Genomic DNA, 24,361 nt, shown 5'->3' with positions numbered 1-24,361 from the left:
TTGAAGCATGTCCGCGCGGCCACGTCAGCCCCGCGCGGTGCCCCGCCGCGCACAATCTCCAGCCATGAAGATGTTCCTGACCCAGGCGCGGGCCAACCGCCTCGCCAATCACCGCCTGCTGGGTGCGGTGGCAACGCTGTCGGATGTTGAATTCCACGCGCCGCGCACCAGCTTCTTTCCCAGCCTGGCGTTGACGTTGAACCATGTGCTGAATGTGGACCACTATTACATCGCCGCCCTGCAGGGCGACGAGCGCATGCGCCACGTCTGGGCGGGTTATGTGCCGGCCGGGACGGCGGCCGAGCTGGCCATGAGGCAGGACGAAAGCGATGAGCAGCTGATCGCCGTCTGCTCGGCCCTGCAGCCGGGTGACGAGGACCGCATCGTCGCCTTTGACCGCGGCGCCGGCATCGAGGCCGGCCCGCGCGAGCCCGTGTGGCGGGTGCTGGCCCACCTCTTCATGCACCAGACCCACCACCGCGGCCAGGCCCACGCCATGCTGGCCGGTACCGCGGTGAAGCCGCCGCAGCTGGATGACTTCATCATGCTGGGAGACAAGGTGCATCGCGGCGGGGACATGCTGGCGCTCGGATGGGACGAGCCTGTGTAATTTAGGGGTTAGGAGGCGTTGATCATGCAGAAGGTCGAACTGGTCAGCTGGAAGCCTGGCATGCAGAAAGTCAGTTGCACACGGGCATTGCAGGCCTCGTGCGAGCTCGGCCTCGCGGCCGCCCAGGCGAAGACGGACGCGCTGCTGGCGCGCAAGCGCCCGACTGTCAGCGCCGCTTCCGCCCCCGCAGCCAGACGGCTGATCCTTCAGCTGGCGTCGCTCGGTGTTGTCGCGCGTTTTGCTGAAGGACCGAACTACGCGCCGCAGCAGCGATTCGACGCTGTCTTCGCCCTGGTGGCGCCCCTGCTCCCGGCTGCGACAGCCACTGCCGTCCAGGCACTCAGCGCCCAAGGCGAATGGGAGCTCGCGCTCTCGCATTGCATGGCCCGCCTGAGCTCGCAAGCGCCACCGCCCGAGACCGAACGGTTGTTGTCCGATGTGCTGATCGAGTTCGGTCTCGCGCTGCCGGACGATGCCTGGGTGGCAGAGATAGAACGGCATCTGGCGGCCGCTGATCGCGGCGAGGCGCTAACCCCTTCGGCGAACGGGGTGTTTGGCAGAGGCGCCTTGACCCGCTGACGTCCTCCGTCAGGGGCGCAGGTTGCCGATCTCGCCGTCGTCGAACTGCTTGCCCAGGGCGGCGCCGATCAGCATCTTCACGCCGGCCACGGCGTCGCCGTGCTTGTTGTCCCAGTACTGGCCCTGCGTGGGCCGCACGCGGATGACGCTGATGCAGGGATCGTCCTTGCCCTCATGGAACCACACGCGGGCCAGCGGCGTCCAGAGCTTCTCGATGAGGGCCTTGTCATGCAGCACGATGGCGTGGCCCGTGAGGTGCAGGAAGCCCGAATGCTCGGAGGCCTGGAAGTAGAGCTCGACTTCGCCATCGGCTTCGATCTGCGCGTTCTTGTGGCTGTGCTTGTCGCTGAGGAACCAGAGCACGCCGTCCTCGTCGCACTGGCGCACGCCCATGGGCCGCACGCCGCCGTGGGTCACGAGGAAGCAGGTTTCAGCCTTGTCGACGACATCGCGGATCTTCTCGACCGCATCGCCGCCGGCCAGATCGTGGCGGGTGTCGGCGTTGTGGGCATCGGGGTGGGTGGGGGTGAGGTCTTGAGCAGGGGTGTTCAGGATGGGGTTCATGGCGGGCTCCTGGTCGGGGGAGTGGCCAAGATATGGGGCGGGCGGCGCAGCGCGTGTCAGCCCAGGCGCCGCCGGCACGCAGGACTCAGCTCCAGGTCCTCCTTGTACGAGCGGGCTTAGCACAGGCGCTCCCCGTAAACGAGGGGGCGGCGTCAATCGAAAAGTGCGCAACGGCTCGCAAATTCGTGCGGACAATCGTGCGCCGGTTGCAGTAGGAACCGGAATGGACAACAAAACAGGGAGGTATCTATGCAAGCTAATTTCGTTCGATCGTGGGTCGCAGGTGCCAGTCTTGCCTGCACCGCATGTTTCGCGGGCGCGACCACCTATGACGTTTCGTTTTACCCGTTTTCCTACATGGGCGTCACGGGGGCCTCGGTCGCGATCTCTACGTCTGTCACTGGCACGTTCACGACGCCGACGGCCATTGCGCAGTTCCTGAATGGCACAAGCTTCAGCGCCGTGTTGACCAACGCTAGCGGCGTGCTCGTCACACTGGACAGCAGCAATGCAAGTTGGTCATTGAACCTGACCGGAACGGGGGCTTCCGCCGTGTTCGATGCGGATAGCGGTAGGTTGAAGCTAGGGCTGTTCACACCCGACGAGTTCAGCGGCGTCGCGCTGATCCTGAAATCGTTTGATGGACGATCCGTCTTCCAGATGCGCAAGGAAAACAACATCACTGACTATGCATTCGTGAACTTCACGCGTGATGCGATGTTTGGCGCTCACGCACCTCAGAGCTACAACGAGGCGTTTGCATTCCGCGCGGTTGCTGCACCGGTCCCCGAACTGCCAACTGGCATGCTGTTGATTGGCAGCCTTCCACTGATTGCGGCAGCCGCGCGTCGACGTCGGCGTTGAGTAATGCGGTGGGCGCGGGCATTGGCCCCGCCCTTTTCATAGCTCCGCCACACCCTTGACGCGCACCGGCATCGCCACAGGTCGCGCCGTCACCGCCGCCGCGCGGCCATGGAACTGGTCAAGCAGCGTGTGCCATTGCTTCTTCACGGCCACGACATTGGCGTGCTTCACATGCCCGTAGCCGCGGATTTTCTCGGGCAGGCGGGCCAGCTCGACGGCGGTGTTCAGGTTGTCGGCCGTCAGTGAAGCGAGGATGTCGCTTATCAATGCCTCGTAGTCGGCAATCAACTGCCGCTCCATGCGACGTTCCTCGGTCTTGCCGAAGATGTCCAACGCCGTGCCGCGAAGGCCCTTGAACCTGGCCAGCCACTTGAACGCGGTGAAGGTCCAGCTGCCCAGTTCGATCTTCTTCGCACGACCATCGGCGCCCGGGCGCGAGATCAGCGGCGGGGCGAGGTGGAAGGACAGGCGCTCCCAGTTCTCGAACTGATCCTTCATGGCCGCCTCGAAGCGGCCATCGGTGTAGAGCCGGGCAACCTCGTATTCGTCCTTGATGGCCAGCAGCTTGGCGTAGTAGCGGGCCACGGCCTGCGTCAGGCGCTGGCCTTTGCCGAGCCCGGACTCCGCCGCTCGCACACGGTCGACCAGCGCGCGGTAGCGAGCCGCGTAGGCCGCATCCTGGTAGTCGGTCAGGAAGCTTGCGCGCCGCTCGATCAGCCCTTCAGGGCCGTCGAGCTGGTCGAAATTCAAGAGCCTGACGACGTTGACGTCGCCGGCCAGTCTCGCAATGGCGTCGGGCGCAGCGATGGCCAGGCGCCCCAGCGCGAAGGCGGTCTTGTTGGCTTCGACGGCCACGCCGTTCAGCTCGATGGCACGCATCAGCGCCGCTTCGGTGACGGGGATGAGGCCGCGCTGCCAGCAGGCGCCGAGCATGATGATGTTGCTGGGCAGCGTGTCGCCCATCAGGCGCTGCGAGATGTCCTGCGCGTCGATGGTGGCCAGCTCGCCCTGCTCGCCGACGGCGAACTTCATCTTGGCCAGCAGCGAGCCGCCTTGCAGCGATGCATCGGGGTTGCGCACGAAGCTGGCGGTCGGCAGCTCATGCGTGTTGGCGAGGATGACGGTGCGGCCCGCCTTCACTGTGCCCAGCGCATCGGGCGAGGCGCCGACGACCATGTCGCAGGCCAGCAGCACGTCGGCCTGCTGGGTGTCGATGCGCACCTGGTTGAGCAGGTCCAGCGTGGGCGCCACGCGCACGAAGCTCAGCACCGCGCCGCCCTTCTGCGCAAAGCCCATGAAATCCAGCACCGAGGCCTGCTTGCCTTCGAGGTGGGCGGCCATGGTCACCAGCGCACCGACCGTGACGACGCCGGTGCCACCGACGCCGGTGACGAGCATGTCGAATGGCCCGGTCCACTGCCAGCTCGCAGGTGGCTGGATGGCGGCCATCTCGCGCGCCAGGTCCTGCGCCGTGTAGCTGGCACCGGCCTTCTTCCTCAACACCGGCTCGTGCACGGACACGAAGCTCGGGCAGAAGCCGTTCACGCAGCTGAAGTCCTTGTTGCAGCTGGATTGCTCGATGGCGCGCTTGCGGCCCCAGTCGGTCTCGACCGGCACGACGCTCAGGCAGTTGCTGGCCACACCGCAGTCGCCGCAGCCTTCGCAGACGGCCTCGTTGATGAAGATGCGCTTGGGAGGGTCAGCGAATTCCTTCTTCTTGCGGCGGCGGCGCTTCTCGGCGGCGCAGGTCTGGTCGTAGATCAGCACCGTCACGCCTTCGATCTCGCGCAGCTCGCGCTGCACCGCGTCCATCGCGCTGCGGTCGTGGAAGGTCGTGCCGGTGGGGAAGAGGCCGTGATGGCCGTCGTATTTGCCGATCTCGTCGGACACCACGACGAGGCGCTTGACGCCTTCGGCTTCGACCTGTCGGGCGATCTGCGGCACGCTGGTCTGGCCGTCCACCGGCTGGCCACCGGTCATCGCAACCGCGTCGTTATACAAAATCTTGTAGGTGATATTGGTCTTGGCCGCGATGGCCTGACGGATGGCCAGATAGCCCGAGTGGTAGTAGGTGCCGTCGCCCAGGTTCTGGAAGACATGCTTCTCGGTCGTGAAGCGCGAGTGCGCCGCCCAGTCCACGCCTTCGGCGCCCATCTGGATGAGGCCGGACGTGCCGCGCTCCATCCAGCTCGCCATGAAGTGGCAGCCGATGCCGGCCAGCGCTCGCGAGCCTTCGGGCAGTTTCGTCGACGTGTTGTGCGGGCAGCCCGAGCAGAAGTAGGGCTGGCGGCGCACGCCATCGGCCGCGTTGCTGAGCAGGCAGGGTGTGAGGAAGTCGACAACGAGATGGCGCCGGTCCAGCGCGGGATTGAGCCGCGCCAGCCAGTCGGCCACCGTGCCCATGATGCGGCTGGGGCGCAGCTCGCCCAGGGCGCTCAGCACGGCCGCGCCGTTTTCATCCGTCTTGCCGACGACGCGCGGGCGCTGGAAGTCGGGCAGGTGGTAGAGCAGCTCCTTGATCTGTCGCTCGACGACCGGGCCCTTCTCCTCGATGACCAGCACGTCGGTGAGGTTGCTGCAGAACTCGACGATGCGCGTCGGCTCCAGCGGGAAGACCAGGCCCACCTTGTAGACGCGCACGCCGGCCGCAGCCAGCGCGTTGGGGTCCAGGTCGAGCCGGCGCAACACTTCCATGAAGTCGTAGTGCGCCTTGCCCACGGTGACGATGCCCAGCGTGGCGGCCGGGCTGGTGACGATGTGCTTGTCGATGCTATTGACCTTGGCGAAGGCCTTCACCGCGTCGAGCTTGTGCGCCAAACGCGACTCCAGCTCCAGCGACGGCAGGTCAACTGAGCGGATGTGCAGGTCGGTCGGTGCCTCGAAATCGACGGCGTGCTCGAAGTCCAGCGCCACGGCGTCCAGGTCCACCGTCATGCCGCTCTCGACAACCTCCGAAATAGCCTTGAAGCCGACCCATGCGCCCGAGAAGCGGGACAGCGCCCAGCCGTAGAGGCCGAACTCCAGGTACTCCGCCACATTCGCCGGGTGCACCAGCGGAATGCTCCAGGCCTGCAGGGCCTGGTCGCTCTGGTGCGGCGTGCTGCTGGACACGCAGCCGTGGTCGTCCCCGCAGACGACCAGCACGCCACCTTGCTTGCTGGTGCCGTAGACATTGCCGTGCTTGAGCGCGTCGCCCGAGCGGTCAACACCTGGCCCCTTGCCGTACCACATCGCGAACACGCCATCGACGGTGCGCTGCGGGTCCAGCGCCACGCGCTGCACGCCCAGGCAGGCCGTGGCGGCCAGGTCTTCGTTGATCGCCGGCAGGAACTCGACGTGGGCGGCGGCCAGGAACTTCTTGGCCTTCCACAGCTGCTGGTCCACCATGCCCAGCGGCGAGCCGCGGTAGCCCGAGACGAAGCCGGCCGTCTTCAGGCCGGCGCGTTCGTCCTGCTTCTTCTGTGCGAGCAGCAGCCGCACCAGGGCCTGCGTGCCGGTCAGGAAGACCGCGCCGCTGTCCGCCGCGAGGTTGTCGCTGAGCTGGTAGGAACGAAGCGTTGGGGTGTCTGACATCGGAGCCTCCTGGGGCGGAAATTCTTTCTCCGCATGGCCGGAAGAACTTGCCTCAATGCCGGTTTGTGGCCGGGCGAATGAGATGATTCTTCTCCAAAGGTACTGCATATGGAAATAAACGACTTCGACCGCGTCAGCCTGCAGATCCTCGAAGCTCTGCAGGCCGACGCCCGCCTGTCCACCCAGGCCCTGGCCGAGAAGGTGGGCCTGTCGGCCACGCCGGTGTGGCGGCGTGTGAAGGAGCTGGAGGACCGCGGCGTCATCCGGGGTCAGGTCGTGCTGGTGGACCGCGAAAAGGTCGGCTTGTCCATCCTCGTGCTGGCCAACGTCAGCCTGTTGCGGCACACCGAAGGCGCGGTTGAACAGTTCGAGCGCTTGGTGAGCACGCGGCGCGAGATCATCGAATGCCATGCCATCACCGGCGAGGCCGACTACGTCATCAAAGTCGTGGCGGCCGACATGAAGGCTTACGACCTTTTCCTGCAGCAGCACATCTTCAAGCTGCCCGGCGTCAGCAGCGTGCGCAGCAACGTGGTGTTGCGCGAGGTCAAGTACGAAACCGCGCTGCCGGTGGGCTAACCTCGCGCGGTCGCATTGCCGCCCGCTGCCCATGGACTCCTTCTTCGCCCAGCTCTCGGATTCCGTCAATCACGCCCGCACGTTGGAGGACCTGGCCCGGCCGCTGCTGGAGATGCTGGAGGCCGTGACCGGTCTGGAGTCGACCTACCTGACCACTGTCGACCTGGCCGAGGGCCTGCAGCGCGTCATGTATGCCCGCAACTCGCGCGACCTGCAGATCCCCGAGGGCTTGTCAGTTCCCTGGGGCGACACGCTGTGCAAGCGCGCGCTGGACGAGAACCGGCCTTTCACCGACGACGTCGGCGCCATCTGGGGCGACTCCGGTGCGGCGCGCGACCTGGGCATCCAGACCTATGTCAGCACGCCGGTGCGTACCGACGATGGCGCTCTCTACGGCACGCTGTGCGCAGCCAGTTCGCAGCGCCGGCCCATGACGCCCGAGGCCGGGCATGTGCTGCGCCTGTTCGCCCGCCTCATCGAGCAGCACGTCGCGCGTGAACGCCTGGTCGAACAGTTGCAGCAGGCCAATGCCGAACTCAAGACGCAGGCCATGACCGACCCGCTGACGGGCCTCATGAACCGCCGCGCGCTGATGGAGGAGTTGGCCCGCCTGAACTCGCTCGCCCACCGGACCGGCAGCTGGCTGCTGGCCGGCGCCATCGACCTGGATGGCTTCAAGCAGGTCAATGACAGCCATGGCCACGATGCCGGCGACGAGTTCCTGCGCACCATCGCCCACCGGCTGCAGGCTGGCCTGCGCACGGGTGACGTGCTGGCCCGCATGGGTGGCGACGAGTTCGTCGTCGTCGGCCTCGGCCCCAGGCTCGGGGACGATGGCGCCAGCGCCGCTCGGCTGATGCGCCAGCGGCTGGCGGCCGCCACCGTCGGCAGTTATGCGGCCGGTTCGGCGACGGTGGACTATGAAGGCGCCAGCGTCGGCGTGGCCTGCCTGGACCCGCAGTGCGCCAGCCTCGAGGAGGTGCTGCGCCAGTCAGACGCGGCGATGTATCGCGTCAAGCTGGAGCGCCGGAAGGCGGCGCAGCACTGAACCGGGTTAAAGCTCCCCGTAGCTGTGTAGCCCGCTGAGGAACATGTTGACGCCGAGGAAGGCGAAGGTCGTGACCAGCAGGCCCACCAGCGCCCACCAGGCCGAGACGGTGCCGCGCAGGCCCTTCATCAGCCGCATGTGCAGCCAGGCCGCGTAGTTGAGCCAGACGATCAGCGCCCAGGTTTCCTTGGGGTCCCAGCTCCAGTAGCCGCCCCAGGCCTCGGCGGCCCAGAAGGCGCCCAGGATGGTGGCGATGGTGAAGAAGGCAAAGCCCAGCGCGATGGCCTTGTACATCAGGTCGTCGAGCTGCGGCAGGTCGGGCAGGCGGGCCGTCAGGCGCGGCCGTAGCGCCACGGCAATGGCCAGGAACACGGCCACACCGGCAATCTTGCGCGCCCAGCCGTCCAGGCCGGTGAGGGTGGCGGCGCTCACGTCGGCGCCCAAGCGCACGGCGAGGATGAGCAGGATGATGCCAACCGGCATGGCGACGAGACCGATCCACAGCGAGCGCGTCGTGGCTGTCTTCAGCAGGTAGGCGAGGGCCACCATGGCGGCCAAAGCGAAAGCGCCGTAGCCGACGAAGTTGGCCGGCACGTGGATCTTCATCCACCAGCTCTGCAGGGCCGGCACCAGCGGCTGGATCTCCTGCGCGCCACGCTCGACCGTGTACCAGAGCAGGAAGGCGACCGCCGCGCTGACCACCAGCATCACGTAGGCGCCCAGCGAGCGCGTGGCGAAGCGCTGCTCGTAGTAGAGGTGGAAAAGCGTCGTCATCCAGCAGAACAGCACGAAGACTTCGTAGAGGTTGCTGACAGGGATGTGGCCGATGTCGGCGCCGATCTGGTGGCTCTCGTACCAGCGCACCAATGTGCCGACGAGGGCCATGAAGACGCCGCCCCAGGCCAGCTTGGAGCCGACGGTCTCGGCCACGCTGTTGCGCCCGGCGCCGGTGAAGAAGCCGCCCCAGTAGAAGAGCGTGCTCATCGTGAACAGCAGGCTCATCCAAAGGATGGCGCTCTGGCTGGACAGCATGTACTTCAGGAAGAAGGTGCTCTCGCCTGCGGCCAGGTCGGCGCCGAAGCCGTCGGTCTGCCGCGCATACAGCGCGATGGCCAGCAGCGTGGCGGCGCCCACGGCGACGCTCAATAAGCGCAGCGGCTTCCAGAACCAGCCCAGCGCGATCAGCGCCGGCATCGCAAAGGCCAGGATGCCCTTCTCGTAGCCGTCCATGCTGGCGTGATAGCGGCTGAAGGCATAGGCGCCGCCCAGCAGCACCAGGGCGGCGAAGACCCAGTCCAGCGCATCGCGTCGCTGCAGCGCGTGGCGTCGCGGCAGATCGAAGGTGGTGGTGTTCATGAGTGATCCTTCAGTACGGCGGCCTTGAGCTGCGCGAACAGCGTGGCGTTGTCGGGTGACTCGCGGGTGCTGGACATGGCCATGCGCACCTGGGAGCTGGCGGGGTCTGCGCTCGGCGCGATCCAGATCCAGAGCCTACGCTCCTTGATGTAGAGCATGGCGAATACACCGACGATGAGCAGGATGGCGCCGAGGTAGACCAGCTTCTGGCCCGGCGCGCGTGCGACCTGGAAGACGCTGGCCTGCACCTGCTCGAAGCCGTCCAGCTGCAACAAGGCGGGCGCGGGGTAGTAAAGGCTGTCGGACAGCGACAGCACGGCCTGGGTCATGAAGGCCTGCGTGGCCGCGTCGACCACGGCAGGCTTCAGCCGGTCTCGAGCGCGGGCGAGCTGGTGCAGCTCGAACAGGCTGCCGTTGAGGATGCGCAGCAGCACCTCGGAGACGCGCGGGCGCTCGCTTTCGGGCACGTCGCGCTCGATGAACTGCGACAGTGCCGGCAGGCCACCCTTGACCTCGTCGCCGGGCTTGGCGGCGGCACCGGAGAACAGCGTCAGCGCGCGCTGGGCGGTGAGTTCGAGCTGGGAGCGCATCTGCGGCTGCGCGGTCGGCGTGGCCGACACGGCATAGGCGCGCGCCGCCGCGTCGCGCAGCTGCGGGTCGGCCAGGGCCTGGCGCAGGCGCAGCCAGCCGTCCAGCGAGTCGTTTTCGTCGGCGGGCATGCGCAGGTAGCGGAAGTTCTCGGCCGCCGTCTCGCGCATGCCGGCCAGGAAGAGGCGCTGGCCGTCCAGCGCCACCGGCACCATGTAGTTGTTGAACTCGCGCGCCTGGCCGGCCGCGTCGCGCAGCTTGTAGCTGAAGCTCGGGCCGACGTTGTGCAACGTTTTGTCCTTGTCGCCCTTGGCGCCGCTGCCGAGGTGCTTGCTCAGGCGTTCGCCGAGGTCGACCTTGCGCACGTCGGCGCCGCTGGCGTTGGCTCCAGCGCCGTCATTGGCCATGTTCTCGACGTTGATGACGCGCAAGCCGTCCAGCTCCAGCGTCTGCCCGCCCAGGGGCATCTTGGTGCCGACGCGGCCCTCCATCGTCAACGCCGTTCCTCCCGCCAGCGGCAGGGCCTTGAGCTGCAGCTTGCTGCCGCCGTCCTCAAAGCTGCTCTGGTAGATGGCCAGGCCCTTGTGGATGACGGGCTCGTTGACCTTGACCGTCGCCTCGCGCCGCGTGCCGCCGTCGTGGATGACGATGTCGCTGGCGAAACTCTTCGGCATGCCGGTCGGGTAGTACTCGACGTTGAACTTCTTCAGCTCGATGTCGAAGGGCAGGTCCTGCAGCACGACGCCGCTGGGCAGGCTGAGCACGGCAATGCCCTGGCGCTGTTTCTCGGTCACCGAGACATTGCCGCGAAAGCTCGGGTTGCCGGTGCTGAGGCGGTGCTCGGGGCGGATGTCGGCAATGAAGCCGGAGCCGGTGTAGAGCTGCTTGCCCTGAGCCCACATCGCCAGCTTGACCATCGCGTTGCCGTCCAGCACGCCGCCGATCAGGACGAGCACGATGGCGGAGTGGGCGGACAGATAGCCGATCTTGTTGGCCGCGCCGCGGCGCGCCGCAATCATGATGCCGTTGTCGCGCCGCTGCACGCGGGCTTTCCAGCCGAGCGCCGCCAGCGTGTTGCCGATCTCCGCCAGCGCCATCGACGGGTTGCTGGGCAGCTCGCCGATGGCCTTGTGGTGGTGGGCGGCCAGCGACTGCTCGCGCACGCCTTCCTTGTAGCTGCGCAGGTCGACCAGGATCTTGGGCGCGTTGCGGGCGATGCACAGGCTGGTCGACAGCACGAGAAAGGCCAGGATGACGAGGAACCACGGCGCGCTGTAGACCGTGTAGAGGCCCAGCTTGCCGAACACCTCCGCCCAGAACGGGCCGAACTGGTTGATGTAGTTGCCCAGGGGCTCGCTCTGGCGCAGCACCGTGCCGATGACCGACGAGATGCAGATCACGCTGAGCAGCGTGATGGCGAAGCGCATGGACGCGAGCAGGTCCAGCAGCTCGCGGGCGGCGGATTGGCGGGGGGCGGGGACGGCGGACATCAGGGAATTTGGAAATGAAAAAGGCCGGTGGAGATCACCGGCCTTCGTTCGCGAGGCGTGCGCGACAGGTCAGCGCAGGCCGGCGACGTAGTCGGACACGGCCTTGATTTCCTTGTCGTTCATCTTCGCGGCCACGGCGGTCATCTGCGCAGAGTTGACGCGGGCACCGCTGCGGAAGGCCACCATCTGCGCCTCGACGTAGTCGCCATGCTGGCCGCCGATGCGCGGGTACTGGGCCGGCAGGCCCGAGCCGGTCGGGCCGTGGCAGGCCGCGCAGGCCGGCACGCTACGCTCGGCAATGCCGCCGCGCCAGATCTTCTCGCCCAGGGCGACGGTGTCCTTGTTCTTCGCGAAGCCCGGCTTGGCGGTCTTGGACGCGTAGAAGGCCGACACGTTGCGGATGTCTTCTTCCGACAGCGGCGCGGCCATGGCGTTCATGACGGCGCTCTTGCGCTTGTTGGTCTTGAATTCGATCAGCTGCTTGGCCAGGTATTCGGGATGCTGGCCGGCAATGATGGGATTGGCCGGGGCACCACGCGAACCGTCGGCGGTGTGGCAGGCGGCGCAGACCTGGGTCGAGAGCGCGCCACCCTTGGCGAGGTCAGGCTTTGCCGGCGCCGCGGCGGGCTCGTTCGCCTGGGCCAGCGTGGCCAGCAGCAGACTCGACAGGAGGGTGGCGACAGTCTTCATGGATTTATATGGTTTCGTTGGGCGCAACTTTCGAATTTTACAATGCCCAATCCAAGCGTCCCAACCTGCCATGACCAACGAAATCCCTGAGGCAGCGACTGCCGAGCCGATCACCGAGAAGATCGCCTTGGCCTGGACGCACACCACGCGCTTCCTGACCACCGCCAGCCAGCTCATCCACCTGCCCGCCACCGAGCTGCCGGAGATCGCCTTCGTCGGCCGCTCGAACGCCGGCAAGTCGACGGCCATCAACACGCTGGCCCAGCAGAAGCGCCTGGCCTTCGCGTCCAAGACGCCGGGCCGCACTCAGCACATCAACCTGTTCGAGCTGGGCCCGAAGGACGCCGCCGACGCGCTGTTCGCCGACCTGCCCGGTTACGGCTATGCCGCCGTCGCGAAGGCCGCCAAGGTGCGCTGGCAGAAGGTGATGGCCGACTACCTGGAGGTGCGCCGCAGCCTGTCCGGCGTCGTGCTGATGGTCGATTCGCGCCTCGGCCTGACCGACCTGGACAAGCAGTTGCTGGACTTCGTCGCCGCCCGAGTCGCCACCGGCGAGATCAAGCTGCTGGTGCTGCTGACCAAGTCGGACAAGCTCAACCGCAAGGAGGCCGACGCCATCCTGCGCGCGACGACCGAATACCTCGGTGGCCTGTCGACCGAGAACTCCGACGTGGCCGTGACGCTGTTCTCGGCGCTGAAGAAGAGCGGCGTCGGTGACGTCGCGATGGCGCTGCGTGAATGGGTGCTGGCGCATCGGGCGGCCGACCCGGTGCCGGACTCGGTCCTGGCTGCGGAGCCGGCCGTCCAGCCCGAAGACTGACGCTCAGCGGCCGTCGAGGTCGCTCATCAGCGTGTCGACGGCGCGCTGGACGACGCTGTCGTCCTCGAGCGCCGTGATCAGGCCATTCGCCAGCAGCGCTTCCAGCGCGCGGCGCGTCAGCGGCAGGCGCTCGTCGGACTCGCGGCCAACGAACAGCATGAACTGGCGGCCCTCGCTGATCCAGGCGATCTGGCTGGTGTGCCAGTCGCCCTGGATGAACAGGTGGAACCAGCGGCCGATCTGCAGGCCGTCGATCCAGCGCTGCAGTGCCGCGCGGGCGTCGGGCGAGTCGTGCTCGTTGTAGAGCTGCACGGGCACCGTCGGCAGCTCGCCGCGGTCGACGTCGGCGCTGAGCCAGTGCGACGGCACCTGCGAATCGCGCTCGTCCATCAGCCGCTTGACGATCTCGTCGGCCGAGGCCGGCGCGGCGGTGCTGGGCGTTGCCGGGCGCGGGGCCTGAGGCCGGCGTTCGCCTGGGTCCTGGGCGGGCAGGCCGCGCAGCAGGCGGGCATGCTGGGCCATCAGCTCGTTCAGCGGCGGCTCGCGCTTGTCTTCGGGCAACTGGGTGCTGTCGCAGCCGGCGACGAGACGTTCGATGAGCACCGGCAGGCGCATGCGCAAAGCGTCGCGGTCGGCCGTGTCGCGCGGCGTCGTGAGGCTGTCGATGACGGCATCGACGAGTTCCATCGCCGCCAGCGCCTCCTGCGAGTCGCGACCGTGGCGCACCATGGCCGTGACGATGACCTCCACCCAGGCGGTCTGCAGGAAGCGATGCATGCGCGGGCCCAGCGGTGCGCCGGCCACCTGGTGGTCGATCTGCTCGCGGATCAGCTCGCGCCACTCGCTGCGCTGCTGCTCGCGCTCCAGCGCGGCCAGCGCCACGGCATTGAGTTCGCTGCTCTGGCGGGCCTGCTGGTCGATCTGCGCGTCCACACGGGCCAGCACCTGCTGGAAGAGGGTGGCAGTGGGCGTCGGCGCGTCCACCAGCAACTGCGCCTCGCCCTCCATGAAGCGCAGGAAGTCGACGAAGCGCCGATCGTCCACGCGCTCGAAGCCCATGCCGTGGGCGGCGACGCGGTTCAGCAGCGCCCAGGTGGGGTGGTCCTGGCGGCGCAGCAGCATGGCGTCGCTGCGCGCCAGCCGCACGACGGCGATCTGAAGCCGCGCCAGCAAGGCCTTCAGTGGCGGCAGCAGGCGCGGGTCGGCCAGGATCTGGTCGTAGAGCCGGCTCAGCATGTCCGGCCCGGTCGTGCGCACAAAGGGCGCGGGGGCGAGCGGGTCGCGTTGCGTGGCGCCACCAAAGGCGCTCAGCCCCTGCGGCCGTGAGTTGACCGCGTCGACACGGCGCGACAGGCCGTCCAGCGTGCCGCCTGCGGGCGGCCGTGCACCGATGCCGCGTGCGGCGGCCAGGCGCTGGTGGGCCAGCGGGTCGGTCTGGGCATGGCCGTGGGAGGCCACCATGTCGCCGATGTCTGCGGCTTTCAGCGCGGCGCTGGCCTCGACGTACTGGCGGTGCAAGGCCTTGGCCAGCGGCATGGCCGCCACGCGCATCAGCTCGTACCGGGCCTCGGCACCGACCGGGCTGGCGGCCAGCGCGTGGTGCAGTGCATGGGCGTAGAGGGCAGGGCGCAGCGGGTTGTCGCGCTCGCGCGCCCGGGCGGTGCCGCGCAGCGCGGCATAGAAGTTGCCGATCTGGTGCAGCTCGGCGCGGCTGAGTTCTTCGGCCGTGTGAGCGACGTGGGCAATGGCCACGTCCTGCAGGGCCTGGTTCTCGTCGACAAGGCTGAGGCCTTCGATGCCGCCGGCTTGCACGGAGCGGTGCAGAGGGTCCTCGCCACGGCGGCCGGCCTGCAGCAGTTCGATGAGCTTGCCCTCGAAGTCGGCCGCAAAGTGCGCCCGCACCTTGCGCCAGCCATCCCGCAGCGGGAAGTGCTGGGGCTTGGCGTCGAGTTCGTCCTGCACGACGTTCAACAGCTCCCGGGCCAGCGGACCGGCTTCGGTCAACGCATGGTCGAGCAGGTGGTGGGGATGCAGGCTGGCGGACATGGAGGCGGAGTTGCGGCGGAATGAGATTATCTGGCGCCTGATTGGTGCGTCTTGCGCTGTTGCCGCCATTTACCTCCCCCTGAATCACATGGCAAACGCCGCACTTCATTACCTATTCACGCTTTTCCAGCAGGGTCGTCATGTCGAGATGGCGGCGCAGGCCCGCGAGCTCTTGACGGAGACGCCGAACGAGGGTGATTTGTGGAAAGCGTTGTCAGTGGCTCAGCAGCTGTTGGGTGAGGACGCGCTGCCGGCGCTTGAGCGCGCGATGCAGCTGCTGCCGGGCGATGCCGAGCTGCCCGCCAACCTGGGTGCCCTGCTGGCCGCGCGGGGCCGCTGGCCGGAGGCACTTGCGGCCTATGAGCAGGCGTTGCGCCTGCAGCCGAGGCTGGCGGGGGCGCACAACAACCTGGGCAATGCGCTGCTGGCGCTGGGCCGACCGGCAGAGGCGCTGACGGCCTTTGAGCGCGCCCTGAACCTGCTGCCGGGCCTGGTCGCCGCTTTGGGCAACCGCGGTCTGGCGCTGCTGGCGCTGGCGCGCCACGACGACGCGGCCGAGGCCTTGCTGCGGGCGGTGGCGGCGCAGCCGCGCGATGTCGGCCTGCGTCTGCACGCCGCGACGGCGCTGGCGGCTGCGGGTCGCGCGGCCGATGCCATCGCCAGCCTGCGTGAGGCCGTGAGCCTGGCGCCGCAGCGTGTCGATGCCTGGTTCACGCTGGGCCAGCACCTGCAGGCCAACGGCAATGACGCCGCCGACGCCTGGGAGCATGTGCTGGCGCTGGACCCCGGCCATGCGGAGGCGGCCTGCAACCTCGCGCTGCTGCGGCAGGAGCGCGGCGAAGCGGTGCTGGTTGCGGCGTTGGCTGCCGGCGTGGCGGGTGAGCGGCGCGCGGCCGTGCTGGGCAATCTCGGCGGGTTGAAGTTGGCCGATGGGCGGCATGCGGAGGCGGTGTCGGCCTACCGCGAGGCCTTGGCCCTGGCACCGTCATCGCCTCAGGTCCTGAGCAATCTGGCCCAGGCGCTGAAGCGCCAGGGTGCGCTGGACGAAGCGGACGCCGTGCTGAGCCGGCTGATCGATCTGGACCCCGCGCTGCTGACCGCACGCAGCGACCGGCTGCTGCTGCGTGCCTATCGGGGCCTGGACTGCGCCGCCGAGGCGGCCGACTTTAGCCGCGCGGTGCGTGCACCGGCGATGGCGCGGCCGGATCGGGCGGTGGCGCCGTTGCGCGTCGGCCTGGTGTCGGCGGACCTGCGCGGCCATCCCGTCGGGCGCCTGGCCCAGGCCTGGCTGCCCGCGCTTGCCGATCGTTGCGAGCTGTTCGTCTACGCCGTTGCGCGTGGCGAGGACGCGCTGACGCAGCAACTGCGTGCCGTCGCGCCGCGCTGGCTGGATGTCGCAGGGCTGAGCGATGCCGCGCTGGCCGAGCGCATTGCCGCCGACGGTGTCGACGTCCTTGTCGACCTCAACGGCCACACCGGCGGCCACCGCCTGGGCGTGTTCGCTCGCCGGCCCGCGCCGCGGCAGTTCAGCTGGCTGGGTTATGCCGGCAGCACCGGCCTGGCCGAGATCGACGGCTTCATCGGCGACCGCTGGCTGCTGCCTGTGGGCGCGGAAGACGGCTTTGTCGAGCCGCTGCGGCGCCTGCCGCACAGCTTCACCGTCTATTCGCCGCCTGCCGACGCGCCGGCCGTCACATCGTTGGGCGAGGCGCCGCGCTTTGGCAGCTTCAATGCGCTGCACAAGCTGGGCGACGACGTGCTGGCGCTGTGGGCGCGTGTGCTCGCGGCAACGCCCGGCAGCCGCCTGCTCATCAAGGCGCCAGGCCTGCAGCATGAGGCCGAGCGTGCGGCGCTGCGGGCGCGCTGGCCGGGCGACTCGGCGCGGCTGGACCTGGAAGGGCCGGGGTCGCTGGCCGACTACCTCGCCGCCTTCGGCCGTGTCGACATCGCGCTGGACCCCTTCCCGCACGGCGGCGGCATGACGACGCTGGACGGGCTGTGGATGGGCGTGCCGGTGCTGACGCTGCCGGGCCCGGCGCCGATCTCGCGCCAGGGCTTGAGCTTTCTGCAGACGCTGCGGTTGGCGCAGGACTGGGTGGCGGCGGACGAGGACGACTTCGTGCGCCGGGGGCAGCTACAGATGCAGGACCGCGCGGGCCTGGCGGCGTTGCGTGCCGGGCTGCGCGGACGCATGGCCTCCAGCCCCTTGTGCGACGCCGCGCGCTTCGCCGACGACCTGCTGGCCCAACTGACGGCATGATGCGCGGCGTCCCAACTCCCGCATCGTCCATGAAGCGCTTCCTTCTTCTCTTCAGTCTAGTCGGCGCCGCTGCTCAGGCCGATGAGCCCGCGCCCCGACGTGTGGATCTGCCGCTGTGGGAGCTCGGCATCGCGGCGGCCGGTGTCTCGCAGCAGGCGTATCCGGGATCGGACCAGCAGGCTCGTCGAGCGTTGGCCCTGCCTTATCTGATCTACCGCGGCAAGGTGCTGCGTGCGGACGGCGACGGCGCTGGCCTGCGCGCGGTGCGCACTGACAGCTTCGAGCTGGACGTGTCGTTCGCGGGCTCGCTGAGCTCGGGCTCCGAGTCGCTGCGGGCGCGTGAGGGCATGGCGCGCTTGGGCACCCTGGTGGAGGCGGGGCCGGTGGCGCGCTGGTTCGTCAATGGACGCGGCGCGCGGGACCGCATCACGGCGGAATTGCCGCTGCGCGGTGTCTTCGAGGCGCGCAACCCGAGCCGGCATCGCGGCATGAGCCTGGAGCCCAAGGTGAGCTGGCAGCGCCGCCCCGGCGCTGAGGGCTGGGGCTACGGGCTCAGCGTGGCCGCGTTGATCGGCGACCGCCGGCTGGGGTCGACGTTCTACGGCGTCGCACCCGGCGAGGTCACGGCGGACCGGCCCGCCTTCGAGGCGCGCGCGGGCCTGATCGCGTGGCGACTGGGCGGCAGCGTCGCCACCCAGCTGACTCCTGATCTGCGCTTTTTCGCCTTCGGTCGGCTCGACAGCCTGGCGGGCGCCGCCAACCGCGCAAGCCCGCTGGTACGCCAGATGACGGGCGGCAGCGTCGGCATCGGGCTGACCTACACGCTGACCCGTTCAGCGGCGCGCGCGAACGACTGATGTCGCCGACCGGCCAATGAAAAAGGGGCTGCTCGCGCAGCCCCTTCGTTTGTCAGCGACGGGTGTGTCGCCGGCCGTGGACTTACATGTCCATGCCGCCCATGCCACCCATGCCGCCCATGCCACCAGGCATGCCGCCGCCGGCAGCTTCTTCCTTCGGCGACTCGGCGACCATGCACTCGGTCGTCAGCATCAGCGACGAGACCGAAGCGGCGTTCTGCAGGGCAGTGCGCGTGACCTTGGTCGGGTCCAGGATGCCCATTTCGATCATGTCGCCATAGGTGTCGTTGGCGGCGTTGAAGCCGTAGTTGCCCGAACCGGCCAGCACGGCGGCCACGACGACGGAGGCTTCGCCACCGGCGTTGTAGACGATCTCGCGCAGCGGCGCTTCGATGGCCTTGAGCACCAGCTTGATGCCGGCGTCCTGGTCGGCGTTGTCGCCCTTGATGGCGCCAGCAGCTTGCTTGGCGCGCAGCAGCGCAACGCCGCCACCAGCCACGATGCCTTCTTCAACGGCTGCGCGCGTGGCGTGCAGCGCGTCTTCGACGCGGGCCTTCTTTTCCTTCATCTCGACTTCGGTAGCCGCACCGACCTTGATGACGGCAACACCGCCGGCCAGCTTGGCCACGCGTTCTTGCAGCTTCTCGCGGTCGTAGTCGCTGGTGGCTTCCTCGATCTGGATGCGCACTTGCTTGACGCGGGCTTCGATGTCAGCGGCAGCGCCGGCGCCGTCGATGATGGTGGTGTTTTCCTTGCCCACTTCGACGCGCTTGGCCTGGCCCAGGTCGGCCAGCGTGACCTTCTCGAGCGTCAGGCCGACTTCTTCGGCGATGACCTTGCCGCCCGTCAGGATGGCGATGTCTTCCAGCATGGCCTTGCGGCGGTCACCGAAGCCAGGCGCCTTGACGGCGACAACCTTCAGGATGCCGCGGATGGTGTTGACCACCAGCGTCGCCAGCGCTTCGCCGTCGACTTCTTCAGCAACAATCAGCAGCGGGCGGCCGGCCTTGGCCACTTGCTCCAGCGTCGGCAGCAGGTCGCGGATGTTCGAGATCTTCTTGTCGAACAGCAGGACAAACGGGTTGTCCAGCAGCGCGGCTTGCTTCTCGGGGTTGTTGATGAAGTAGGGCGACAGGTAGCCGCGGTCGAACTGCATGCCCTCGACGACATCGAGTTCGCTGTCCAGGCTCTTGCCGTCTTCGACGGTGATGACGCCTTCCTTGCCAACCTTGTCCATCGCCTCGGCAATGATGCGGCCCACTTCCACGTCGCTGTTGGCCGAGATAGTGCCGACTTGAGCGATTTCCTTGGAGGTGGTGGTGGCCTTGGAGGCCTTCTTCAGCTCGGCGACCAGGGCGGTGACCGCCTTGTCGATGCCGCGCTTCAGGTCCATCGGGTTCATGCCGGCGGCCACGTACTTCATGCCTTCGCGGACGATGGCTTGGGCCAGCACCGTGGCGGTGGTCGTGCCGTCACCGGCGTTGTCAGACGTCTTGGAAGCAACTTCCTTGACCATCTGCGCGCCCATGTTCTGAAGCTTGTCCTTCAGCTCGATTTCCTTGGCCACGGACACACCGTCCTTGGTCACGGTGGGGGCGCCGAAGGAGCGCTCGAGCACCACGTTGCGGCCCTTGGGGCCGAGCGTCACCTTGACCGCATTGGCCAGGATGTTCACGCCTTCAACCATGCGAGCGCGGGCTTCGCCGCCAAAGATCACGTCTTTTGCTGCCATTTGGAATTCTCCGGAGTCTTAAATTGGGTCAGAGACAATTTCTCTGAGTCAGTTGGGGACAGAGCTCGCGCTGCGCGCTTCGGTCTGTCCCGCAAGACATTACTTTTGAACGATGGCGAAGAGGTCTTCTTCGCGCATGACCAGCAGCTCGTCGCCGTCAACCTTGACGGTCTGGCCGGAATACTTGCCGAACAGGACGCGGTCGCCGACGGCGACGTTCAAGGTGATGAAATCGCCCTTGTCATTGCGCTTGCCCGGGCCGACGGCCAGGACTTCGCCCTGGTCGGGCTTCTCGGCGGCGTTGTCGGGAATGAAGATGCCGGAGGCAGTCTTGGTTTCCTGTTCCAGGCGGCGAACGATCACGCGATCGTGCAGGGGGCGCAGCTTCATGGGGTCTCCTTCAGAGGTGGAACTGAAGCGGTCGCCGCGCCTTGACGCGGCGACCGCCAAAAAACGGGGCCGAAAGCTCGGCCCGATTTCGTTAGCACTCGAGCGTTGAGAGTGCTAGCAGACTCGCATTATAGGGACGCAAGATGGCGTTTCAAGAGGGTGGCCGGCTTCAGTTCGCCGTGCGCCGCCGGCGCTTTCAGGTCTTCGTCCGATCTGGCGCCTGCCAGGCCGACTTGGCCAGCCCGCGCGCGCATCGGTTTCAATAGCGCCCCATGTCGACCCGCCGCCTGCTCGCTCTGCTTGCCGTTGCGGGCGTTGCTGCGGTCTGGGGGGCGTGGCCTGAAGACAAGCCGGTGGTGGCGACCGTCGACGTGGCGCGGCCGGTCGAGCAAGCGGCCGTTCACCAGCCCAAGCCGGTGACGGCGGTCGTGCAGCCCGCGCTGGACTGCGCGCCCACGCCGCCGCTTCGCCCGCACGACCAGGCCATGGCGTTGCAGCGCGCGGTCGCCACGCTGGCCAGCGGCGCGGGTGGCGATGCGGTGCTGGCCCTGCTGATGCAAAAGCCCGCCGGCGAGGACGCGGCCTGGGCCGAGCAGGTGCGCCAGGCCGCCTTGCGTTCGCAGGACGCGCAGGCGCTGCGCTGGGCTGCGGAAGCCTGTGCCACATCAGCCTGCCGCCGTGAGCTGCTGCAGGAGCGCCTGCGCCTGGAGCCCGACAACGCAGTGCACTGGCTGGCCTGGCTGGACGAGAACCCCGCCGCTACCGACGACGCCTGGCAGGGCCTTGCCGCCGCGCGCTACTGGCGCGAGCAGCCAATGACTCTCGGCGAGCGCATTGGCCGTGCCTTGCCGCCGGAGCTGCTGCCGGCCCAGCGCGAGGCGCTGTTGCAGCCGCTGCGCGACCAGCCCTGGGCCGCGCCGCCTGCGCCGTCCATCACCCTGGCCAACGCCTGCGGACACTATGGCCCGACCCACCCCATCGGCGCGGCCTGCACGCATGCGGCGACGCTGCTCCTCACGCGCAGCGACTCACCCGCTGCCTGGCAGCAGGGCGCCGATCTGGCCCAGCAACTGGGCCGCAGCGACATACCGCCGCCGCCCGTGCAGCCAGCAGTTACCGGCTGTCGCTGAGCAATCAATCGGCTGAGCGAATGGCGTTTCTCGGTAGCGCGCCTGAGGCAGAGGGCTTGCATCGCTTCCTAGACTGGCCCTGACCGCACCGGCAGTACAGGGCGCGGCACCGCGGCGGCGTTGGCGCCAGCCTGCGGACCACAACGACTGGAGACTACCGATGAACTTCCCCCTGCGCGGGCGCCTGACGGCGCTCGGCCTGGCTGCGGCCGCCTGTACTTTCTTCACCTCGACGTCGGCGCTGGCCGCTTTCGGCGTCACCGACGCCAGTGGCGTGCTGACCGTCGACAGCGGTGCCGGCCTGGTGTTCAAGGTCAACAAGAGCAGTGGCGACATCACGTCCATCAAGCTCAATGCCGGCGCCGAGCTGCAGGGCCAGACCAAGTTCTCCCACATCAGCTCCGGCCTGGGCGCGCCGGCCACCTACGCGCTCTCGCCCTCGGGGACGACGGCCGTCATCACCATCACGGCGTCCACGCTGAAGCACTACCTCGTCGTGCGCCGCAACGAGAACGTCATCTACATGGCCACCCATGTCACGGCCGAGCCGGCGGTGGGCGAGCTGCGCTGGATCACGCGACTCAACGGCAGCGTGTTCACCGGCGTGCCGGCCGAGTCCAACCTGCGGAACAACACCGGCGCCATCGAGAGCAGCGACGTGTTCGGCATGAGCGACGGCACCTCGCGCTCCAAGTACTACGGCAACCAGCGCGCCAAGGATCTCGGCGTGCGCGGCGTGACCGGCAGCGGCGTGGGCGTGTTCATGGCCTACGGCAACCGGGAGTCGGCCTCGGGCGGGCCCTTCTTCCGCGACATCCAGAACCAGAGCGGCGGCGACACCGAGGTCTACAACTACATGAACTCGGGGCACAACCAGACCGAGGCCCACCGCATGGGCCTGCACGGCCCGTATGCGCTGGTCTTCACGACGGGATCGACGCCGGCCGCGCCGGACATGAGCTGGATGTCCAGCCTGGGACTGCAGGGCTGGGTCAGCGGTCGCGGCAAGGTGGTGCTGAACGGCCTGTCGGGCATGGACACGGCCTACACCTACACGGTGGGCTTTGCCAACGGCACGGCGCAGCACTGGGGCACGGCGTCCAGCAGCGGCGCCGTCACGGTGGCCAACATGAAGCCGGGCACCTACACGATGACGGTCTACAAGGGCGAGCTGGGCGTGTTCACCGAGCAGGTGTCGGTGGCCAGCGGCGGCACGACGACGCTGAACACGCGCGCCATCACGGCCGACCCGTCGCAGAAGGCGGTGCTCTGGCGCGTGGGCAACTGGGACGGCACGCCGCTGGAGTTCCTGAACGGCCAGACCTTCACCGTGCGCCATCCGTCGGACTCGCGCAACCCGTCGTGGGGCCCGGTCACCTACGCCGTGGGCAGCGCGACGAACAAGTTCCCCGCTGCGATCTGGAAGGACAAGAACAGCGGCAGCAAGATCACCTTCAACCTGACCAGCGCCCAACTCGCGGCGCGCACGGTGCGCATCGGCATCTCGGCGGCCTATGCCAACGCCCGGCCACAGATCACGGTGAACGGCTGGACATCCGCCGTGCCCAGCCCGTCGACCCAGCCCGACTCGCGCTCGCTGACCATCGGCACCTACCGCGGCAACAACACGACGTTCACTTACAGCGTGCCGGCCAGCGCCTTCGTGGCGGGCACGAACACGCTGACGATCAACGCGGCCTCGGGCAGCGGCAGTGCCGCCTTCCTGAGCGCGGGGTTCGCGGTGGACTGCGTGGACATGTACTGACGACTCACTCGGGCGCGCGCCAGCCGCCGCCCAGTGACTGGATCAGCGCCACCGCAGTGGTCTGCCGGTCGGCCACCAACTGCACCAGAGCGCGTCGGGCGCTGAGCGCGGTGGCCTGCGCGGCCACCACCTCGCTGTACGACACCTGGCCCGCCTCGTAGCGTCGCTGCACCTGGGCCTGCACCTGCTCGGCGGACTCGGCGGCCTGGCGGCGCAGGGCCTCCTGCGCCTTCAGCACACGGGTGGCGGCGAGCTGGTCTTCGACGTCCTGGAAGGCCGACAGCACGGTCTGGCGGTAGCGCGCCACGGCCGCATCATTGGCCGCGCTGGCCGCATTGACACGCTCGCGCGTGGCGCCCGCGTCGAACAGGGTCTGCGCGGCCGACACGCCCAGCGACCACAGCAGGCTGGATGCGTTGGACAGCGCGCTGACCGCGCTGGCGCCCACGCCCACCGAGCCGTTGAGCCCCAGGCTCGGGTAGTAGGCCGACTGCGCAATGCCGACCTGGGCGTTGGCAGCCGCAACGCGGCGCTCGGCGGCGGCGATATCGGGGCGGCGCTGCAGCAGGGTTGACGGCAGGGCCAGTGGCACGTTGGGGACCTGCGGACTGCGGCCGGGCAGCCCGTCGCGCGCAACGATCTGGAACTCCGCCGGCGTCTTGCCCACCAGCACGGCGATGGCGTGTTCGAACTGTGCGCGTGAGCGCCCCAGGCCCAGCGCATCGGCCTGCGCGTTGGCCAGCTGCGTCTCGGCCTGCAGCACGTCCGTGCGGCCGACGACGCCGGCGTTGTAGCGGTTGCGCGCGATCTGCAGCGAGCGCTCGTAGCCGGCCAGCGTCTCGGCCAGCAAAGCGCGCTGGGCGTCGGTCTGGCGCAGGCCGAAATAGGCGATGGCCAGTTCGCCCTGGGCCGACAGCCGCGCCGACGCCAGGTCGGCCGCGCTGGCCTGTGCGCTGGCCGCCGCGCCTTCGCTGGCGGTGCGCAGCCGGCCCCAGACATCGGGCTCCCAGCTTGCGCCGATGGAGGCCTGGAAGTTGTTGCGCGCGCCGCTGTTTCCCTCGTTGCCGCCATTGCCCGAGCGACTGGCGCCGCCGCTCAGCGACACGACGGGGAACAGCGAGGCGCGTTGCACCGCGAGCAGCGCACGGGCCTGCGCGTAGGCCGCAGCAGCGGCGGCGACGTTCTGATTCGACACCTCGACCTGGGCCGCCAGCGCATCCAGTTCAGCGTCGCCGAACAAGGTCCACCACGCCCCGCGGTCCAGCGCGTCGGCCGGGGTCGCGACGACCCAGCCTTCGGCCTCCTTGTAGGCCAGCGGGGCGGTGAAGGCGGGGCGCTGATAGCTGGGGCCGACGGCGCAGGCGGTGAGGGCCAACAGCAGCAGCAAGGAGGCGCGGCGGGGGATGGCGTGCATGGGCTT

Annotated in this window: 19 protein-coding genes; 10 read left to right on the top strand and 9 right to left on the bottom strand. The window is 68.4% G+C overall.

Going from position 1 to position 24,361, the window contains the following annotated elements; genetic code table 11:
• Positions 1-64: 64 nt before the first annotated feature.
• A complete protein-coding gene (locus tag AC0IZJ_RS12425; protein ID WP_471850089.1) occupies positions 65-610 on the top strand; it encodes a DinB family protein in 546 nt (181 codons plus the stop codon).
• 24 nt (positions 611-634) lie between these two features.
• Entirely contained in the window at positions 635-1,189 is a 555-nt protein-coding gene (locus AC0IZJ_RS12420; RefSeq protein WP_471850087.1) for a hypothetical protein, read from the top strand.
• Between the two features lie 9 nt (positions 1,190-1,198).
• On the opposite strand, the gene AC0IZJ_RS12415 is transcribed toward AC0IZJ_RS12420, so the two are convergent.
• Complete coding sequence (locus tag AC0IZJ_RS12415) at positions 1,199-1,753, bottom strand: pyridoxamine 5'-phosphate oxidase family protein (protein ID WP_471850085.1); 555 nt, start codon at positions 1,751-1,753, stop codon at positions 1,199-1,201.
• A gap of 249 nt (positions 1,754-2,002) precedes the next feature.
• On the opposite strand from AC0IZJ_RS12415, the gene AC0IZJ_RS12410 reads away from it, so the two are divergent.
• On the top strand, positions 2,003-2,617 hold the full coding sequence (locus AC0IZJ_RS12410; protein ID WP_471850083.1) for a hypothetical protein: 615 nt from the start codon (positions 2,003-2,005) through the stop codon (positions 2,615-2,617).
• A gap of 36 nt (positions 2,618-2,653) precedes the next feature.
• On the opposite strand, the gene AC0IZJ_RS12405 is transcribed toward AC0IZJ_RS12410, so the two are convergent.
• Entirely contained in the window at positions 2,654-6,190 is a 3,537-nt protein-coding gene (locus AC0IZJ_RS12405) for an indolepyruvate ferredoxin oxidoreductase family protein (protein ID WP_471850081.1), read from the bottom strand.
• A 108-nt stretch (positions 6,191-6,298) separates the two neighbouring features.
• Between AC0IZJ_RS12405 and AC0IZJ_RS12400 the strand changes: the two genes are divergently transcribed.
• Together AC0IZJ_RS12400 and AC0IZJ_RS12395 are read left to right on the top strand one after the other, a co-directional pair.
• On the top strand, positions 6,299-6,769 hold the full coding sequence (locus AC0IZJ_RS12400) for an Lrp/AsnC family transcriptional regulator (protein ID WP_471850079.1): 471 nt from the start codon (positions 6,299-6,301) through the stop codon (positions 6,767-6,769).
• Between the two features lie 31 nt (positions 6,770-6,800).
• Positions 6,801-7,817 (top strand): sensor domain-containing diguanylate cyclase, encoded by a 1,017-nt coding sequence (locus AC0IZJ_RS12395; protein ID WP_471850077.1) that lies wholly within the window; start codon positions 6,801-6,803, stop codon positions 7,815-7,817.
• 6 nt (positions 7,818-7,823) lie between these two features.
• Here the strand turns inward: AC0IZJ_RS12395 and ccsB are convergent, their stop codons facing one another.
• The 3 genes from ccsB to AC0IZJ_RS12380 all read right to left on the bottom strand — a co-directional run bounded on the left by ccsB (position 7,824) and on the right by AC0IZJ_RS12380 (position 11,941).
• Positions 7,824-9,173: a c-type cytochrome biogenesis protein CcsB gene (gene ccsB, locus AC0IZJ_RS12390; RefSeq protein ID WP_471850075.1), complete on the bottom strand. Its 1,350-nt coding sequence runs from the start codon at positions 9,171-9,173 to the stop codon at positions 7,824-7,826.
• On the bottom strand, positions 9,170-11,251 hold the full coding sequence (locus AC0IZJ_RS12385) for a cytochrome c biogenesis protein ResB (RefSeq protein ID WP_471850073.1): 2,082 nt from the start codon (positions 11,249-11,251) through the stop codon (positions 9,170-9,172). The genes ccsB and AC0IZJ_RS12385 overlap by 4 nt, the downstream gene beginning before the upstream one ends.
• Positions 11,252-11,320: 69 nt before the next feature.
• Positions 11,321-11,941 (bottom strand): c-type cytochrome, encoded by a 621-nt coding sequence (locus tag AC0IZJ_RS12380; protein ID WP_471850071.1) that lies wholly within the window; start codon positions 11,939-11,941, stop codon positions 11,321-11,323.
• Positions 11,942-12,011: 70 nt separating this feature from the next.
• Here AC0IZJ_RS12380 and yihA point away from each other — a divergent pair, with 70 nt between their 5' ends.
• Entirely contained in the window at positions 12,012-12,761 is a 750-nt protein-coding gene (yihA, locus tag AC0IZJ_RS12375) for a ribosome biogenesis GTP-binding protein YihA/YsxC (protein WP_471850069.1), read from the top strand.
• Positions 12,762-12,764: 3 nt separating this feature from the next.
• Here yihA and AC0IZJ_RS12370 read toward each other — a convergent pair whose 3' ends face one another.
• On the bottom strand, positions 12,765-14,807 hold the full coding sequence (locus AC0IZJ_RS12370; protein WP_471850067.1) for a DUF1631 family protein: 2,043 nt from the start codon (positions 14,805-14,807) through the stop codon (positions 12,765-12,767).
• An 88-nt stretch (positions 14,808-14,895) separates the two neighbouring features.
• Between AC0IZJ_RS12370 and AC0IZJ_RS12365 the strand changes: the two genes are divergently transcribed.
• On the top strand, positions 14,896-17,067 hold the full coding sequence (locus tag AC0IZJ_RS12365) for an O-linked N-acetylglucosamine transferase, SPINDLY family protein (protein ID WP_471850065.1): 2,172 nt from the start codon (positions 14,896-14,898) through the stop codon (positions 17,065-17,067).
• A gap of 29 nt (positions 17,068-17,096) precedes the next feature.
• Positions 17,097-17,924, top strand: a complete 828-nt coding sequence (locus tag AC0IZJ_RS12360; protein WP_471850063.1) for a MipA/OmpV family protein — start codon at positions 17,097-17,099, stop codon at positions 17,922-17,924.
• Positions 17,925-18,006: 82 nt separating this feature from the next.
• Here the strand turns inward: AC0IZJ_RS12360 and groL are convergent, their stop codons facing one another.
• Together groL and AC0IZJ_RS12350 are read right to left on the bottom strand one after the other, a co-directional pair.
• Positions 18,007-19,656 carry a chaperonin GroEL gene (gene groL / locus AC0IZJ_RS12355; RefSeq protein WP_471850061.1) on the bottom strand — a complete coding sequence of 550 codons (1,650 nt, stop codon included), beginning with the start codon at positions 19,654-19,656 and terminating at the stop codon, positions 18,007-18,009.
• A gap of 99 nt (positions 19,657-19,755) precedes the next feature.
• Positions 19,756-20,046, bottom strand: a complete 291-nt coding sequence (locus AC0IZJ_RS12350; protein WP_457424684.1) for a co-chaperone GroES — start codon at positions 20,044-20,046, stop codon at positions 19,756-19,758.
• A gap of 272 nt (positions 20,047-20,318) precedes the next feature.
• Here AC0IZJ_RS12350 and AC0IZJ_RS12345 point away from each other — a divergent pair, with 272 nt between their 5' ends.
• Complete coding sequence (locus AC0IZJ_RS12345; RefSeq protein ID WP_471850059.1) at positions 20,319-21,176, top strand: hypothetical protein; 858 nt, start codon at positions 20,319-20,321, stop codon at positions 21,174-21,176.
• A gap of 160 nt (positions 21,177-21,336) precedes the next feature.
• The gene (locus tag AC0IZJ_RS12340) at positions 21,337-22,941 is read left to right on the top strand and encodes a rhamnogalacturonan lyase B N-terminal domain-containing protein (protein ID WP_471850057.1); all 1,605 of its coding nucleotides are present in this window, start codon (positions 21,337-21,339) and stop codon (positions 22,939-22,941) included.
• A gap of 4 nt (positions 22,942-22,945) precedes the next feature.
• Here AC0IZJ_RS12340 and AC0IZJ_RS12335 read toward each other — a convergent pair whose 3' ends face one another.
• The gene (locus tag AC0IZJ_RS12335; protein ID WP_471850055.1) at positions 22,946-24,355 is read right to left on the bottom strand and encodes an efflux transporter outer membrane subunit; all 1,410 of its coding nucleotides are present in this window, start codon (positions 24,353-24,355) and stop codon (positions 22,946-22,948) included.
• Positions 24,356-24,361: the final 6 nt, after the last annotated feature.

It is taken from the genome of Roseateles sp. AC306 (assembly GCF_979253795.1).
Note: the sequence above shows the minus strand (reverse complement) of the source record. Positions and strands in the feature narration are given on the sequence as shown.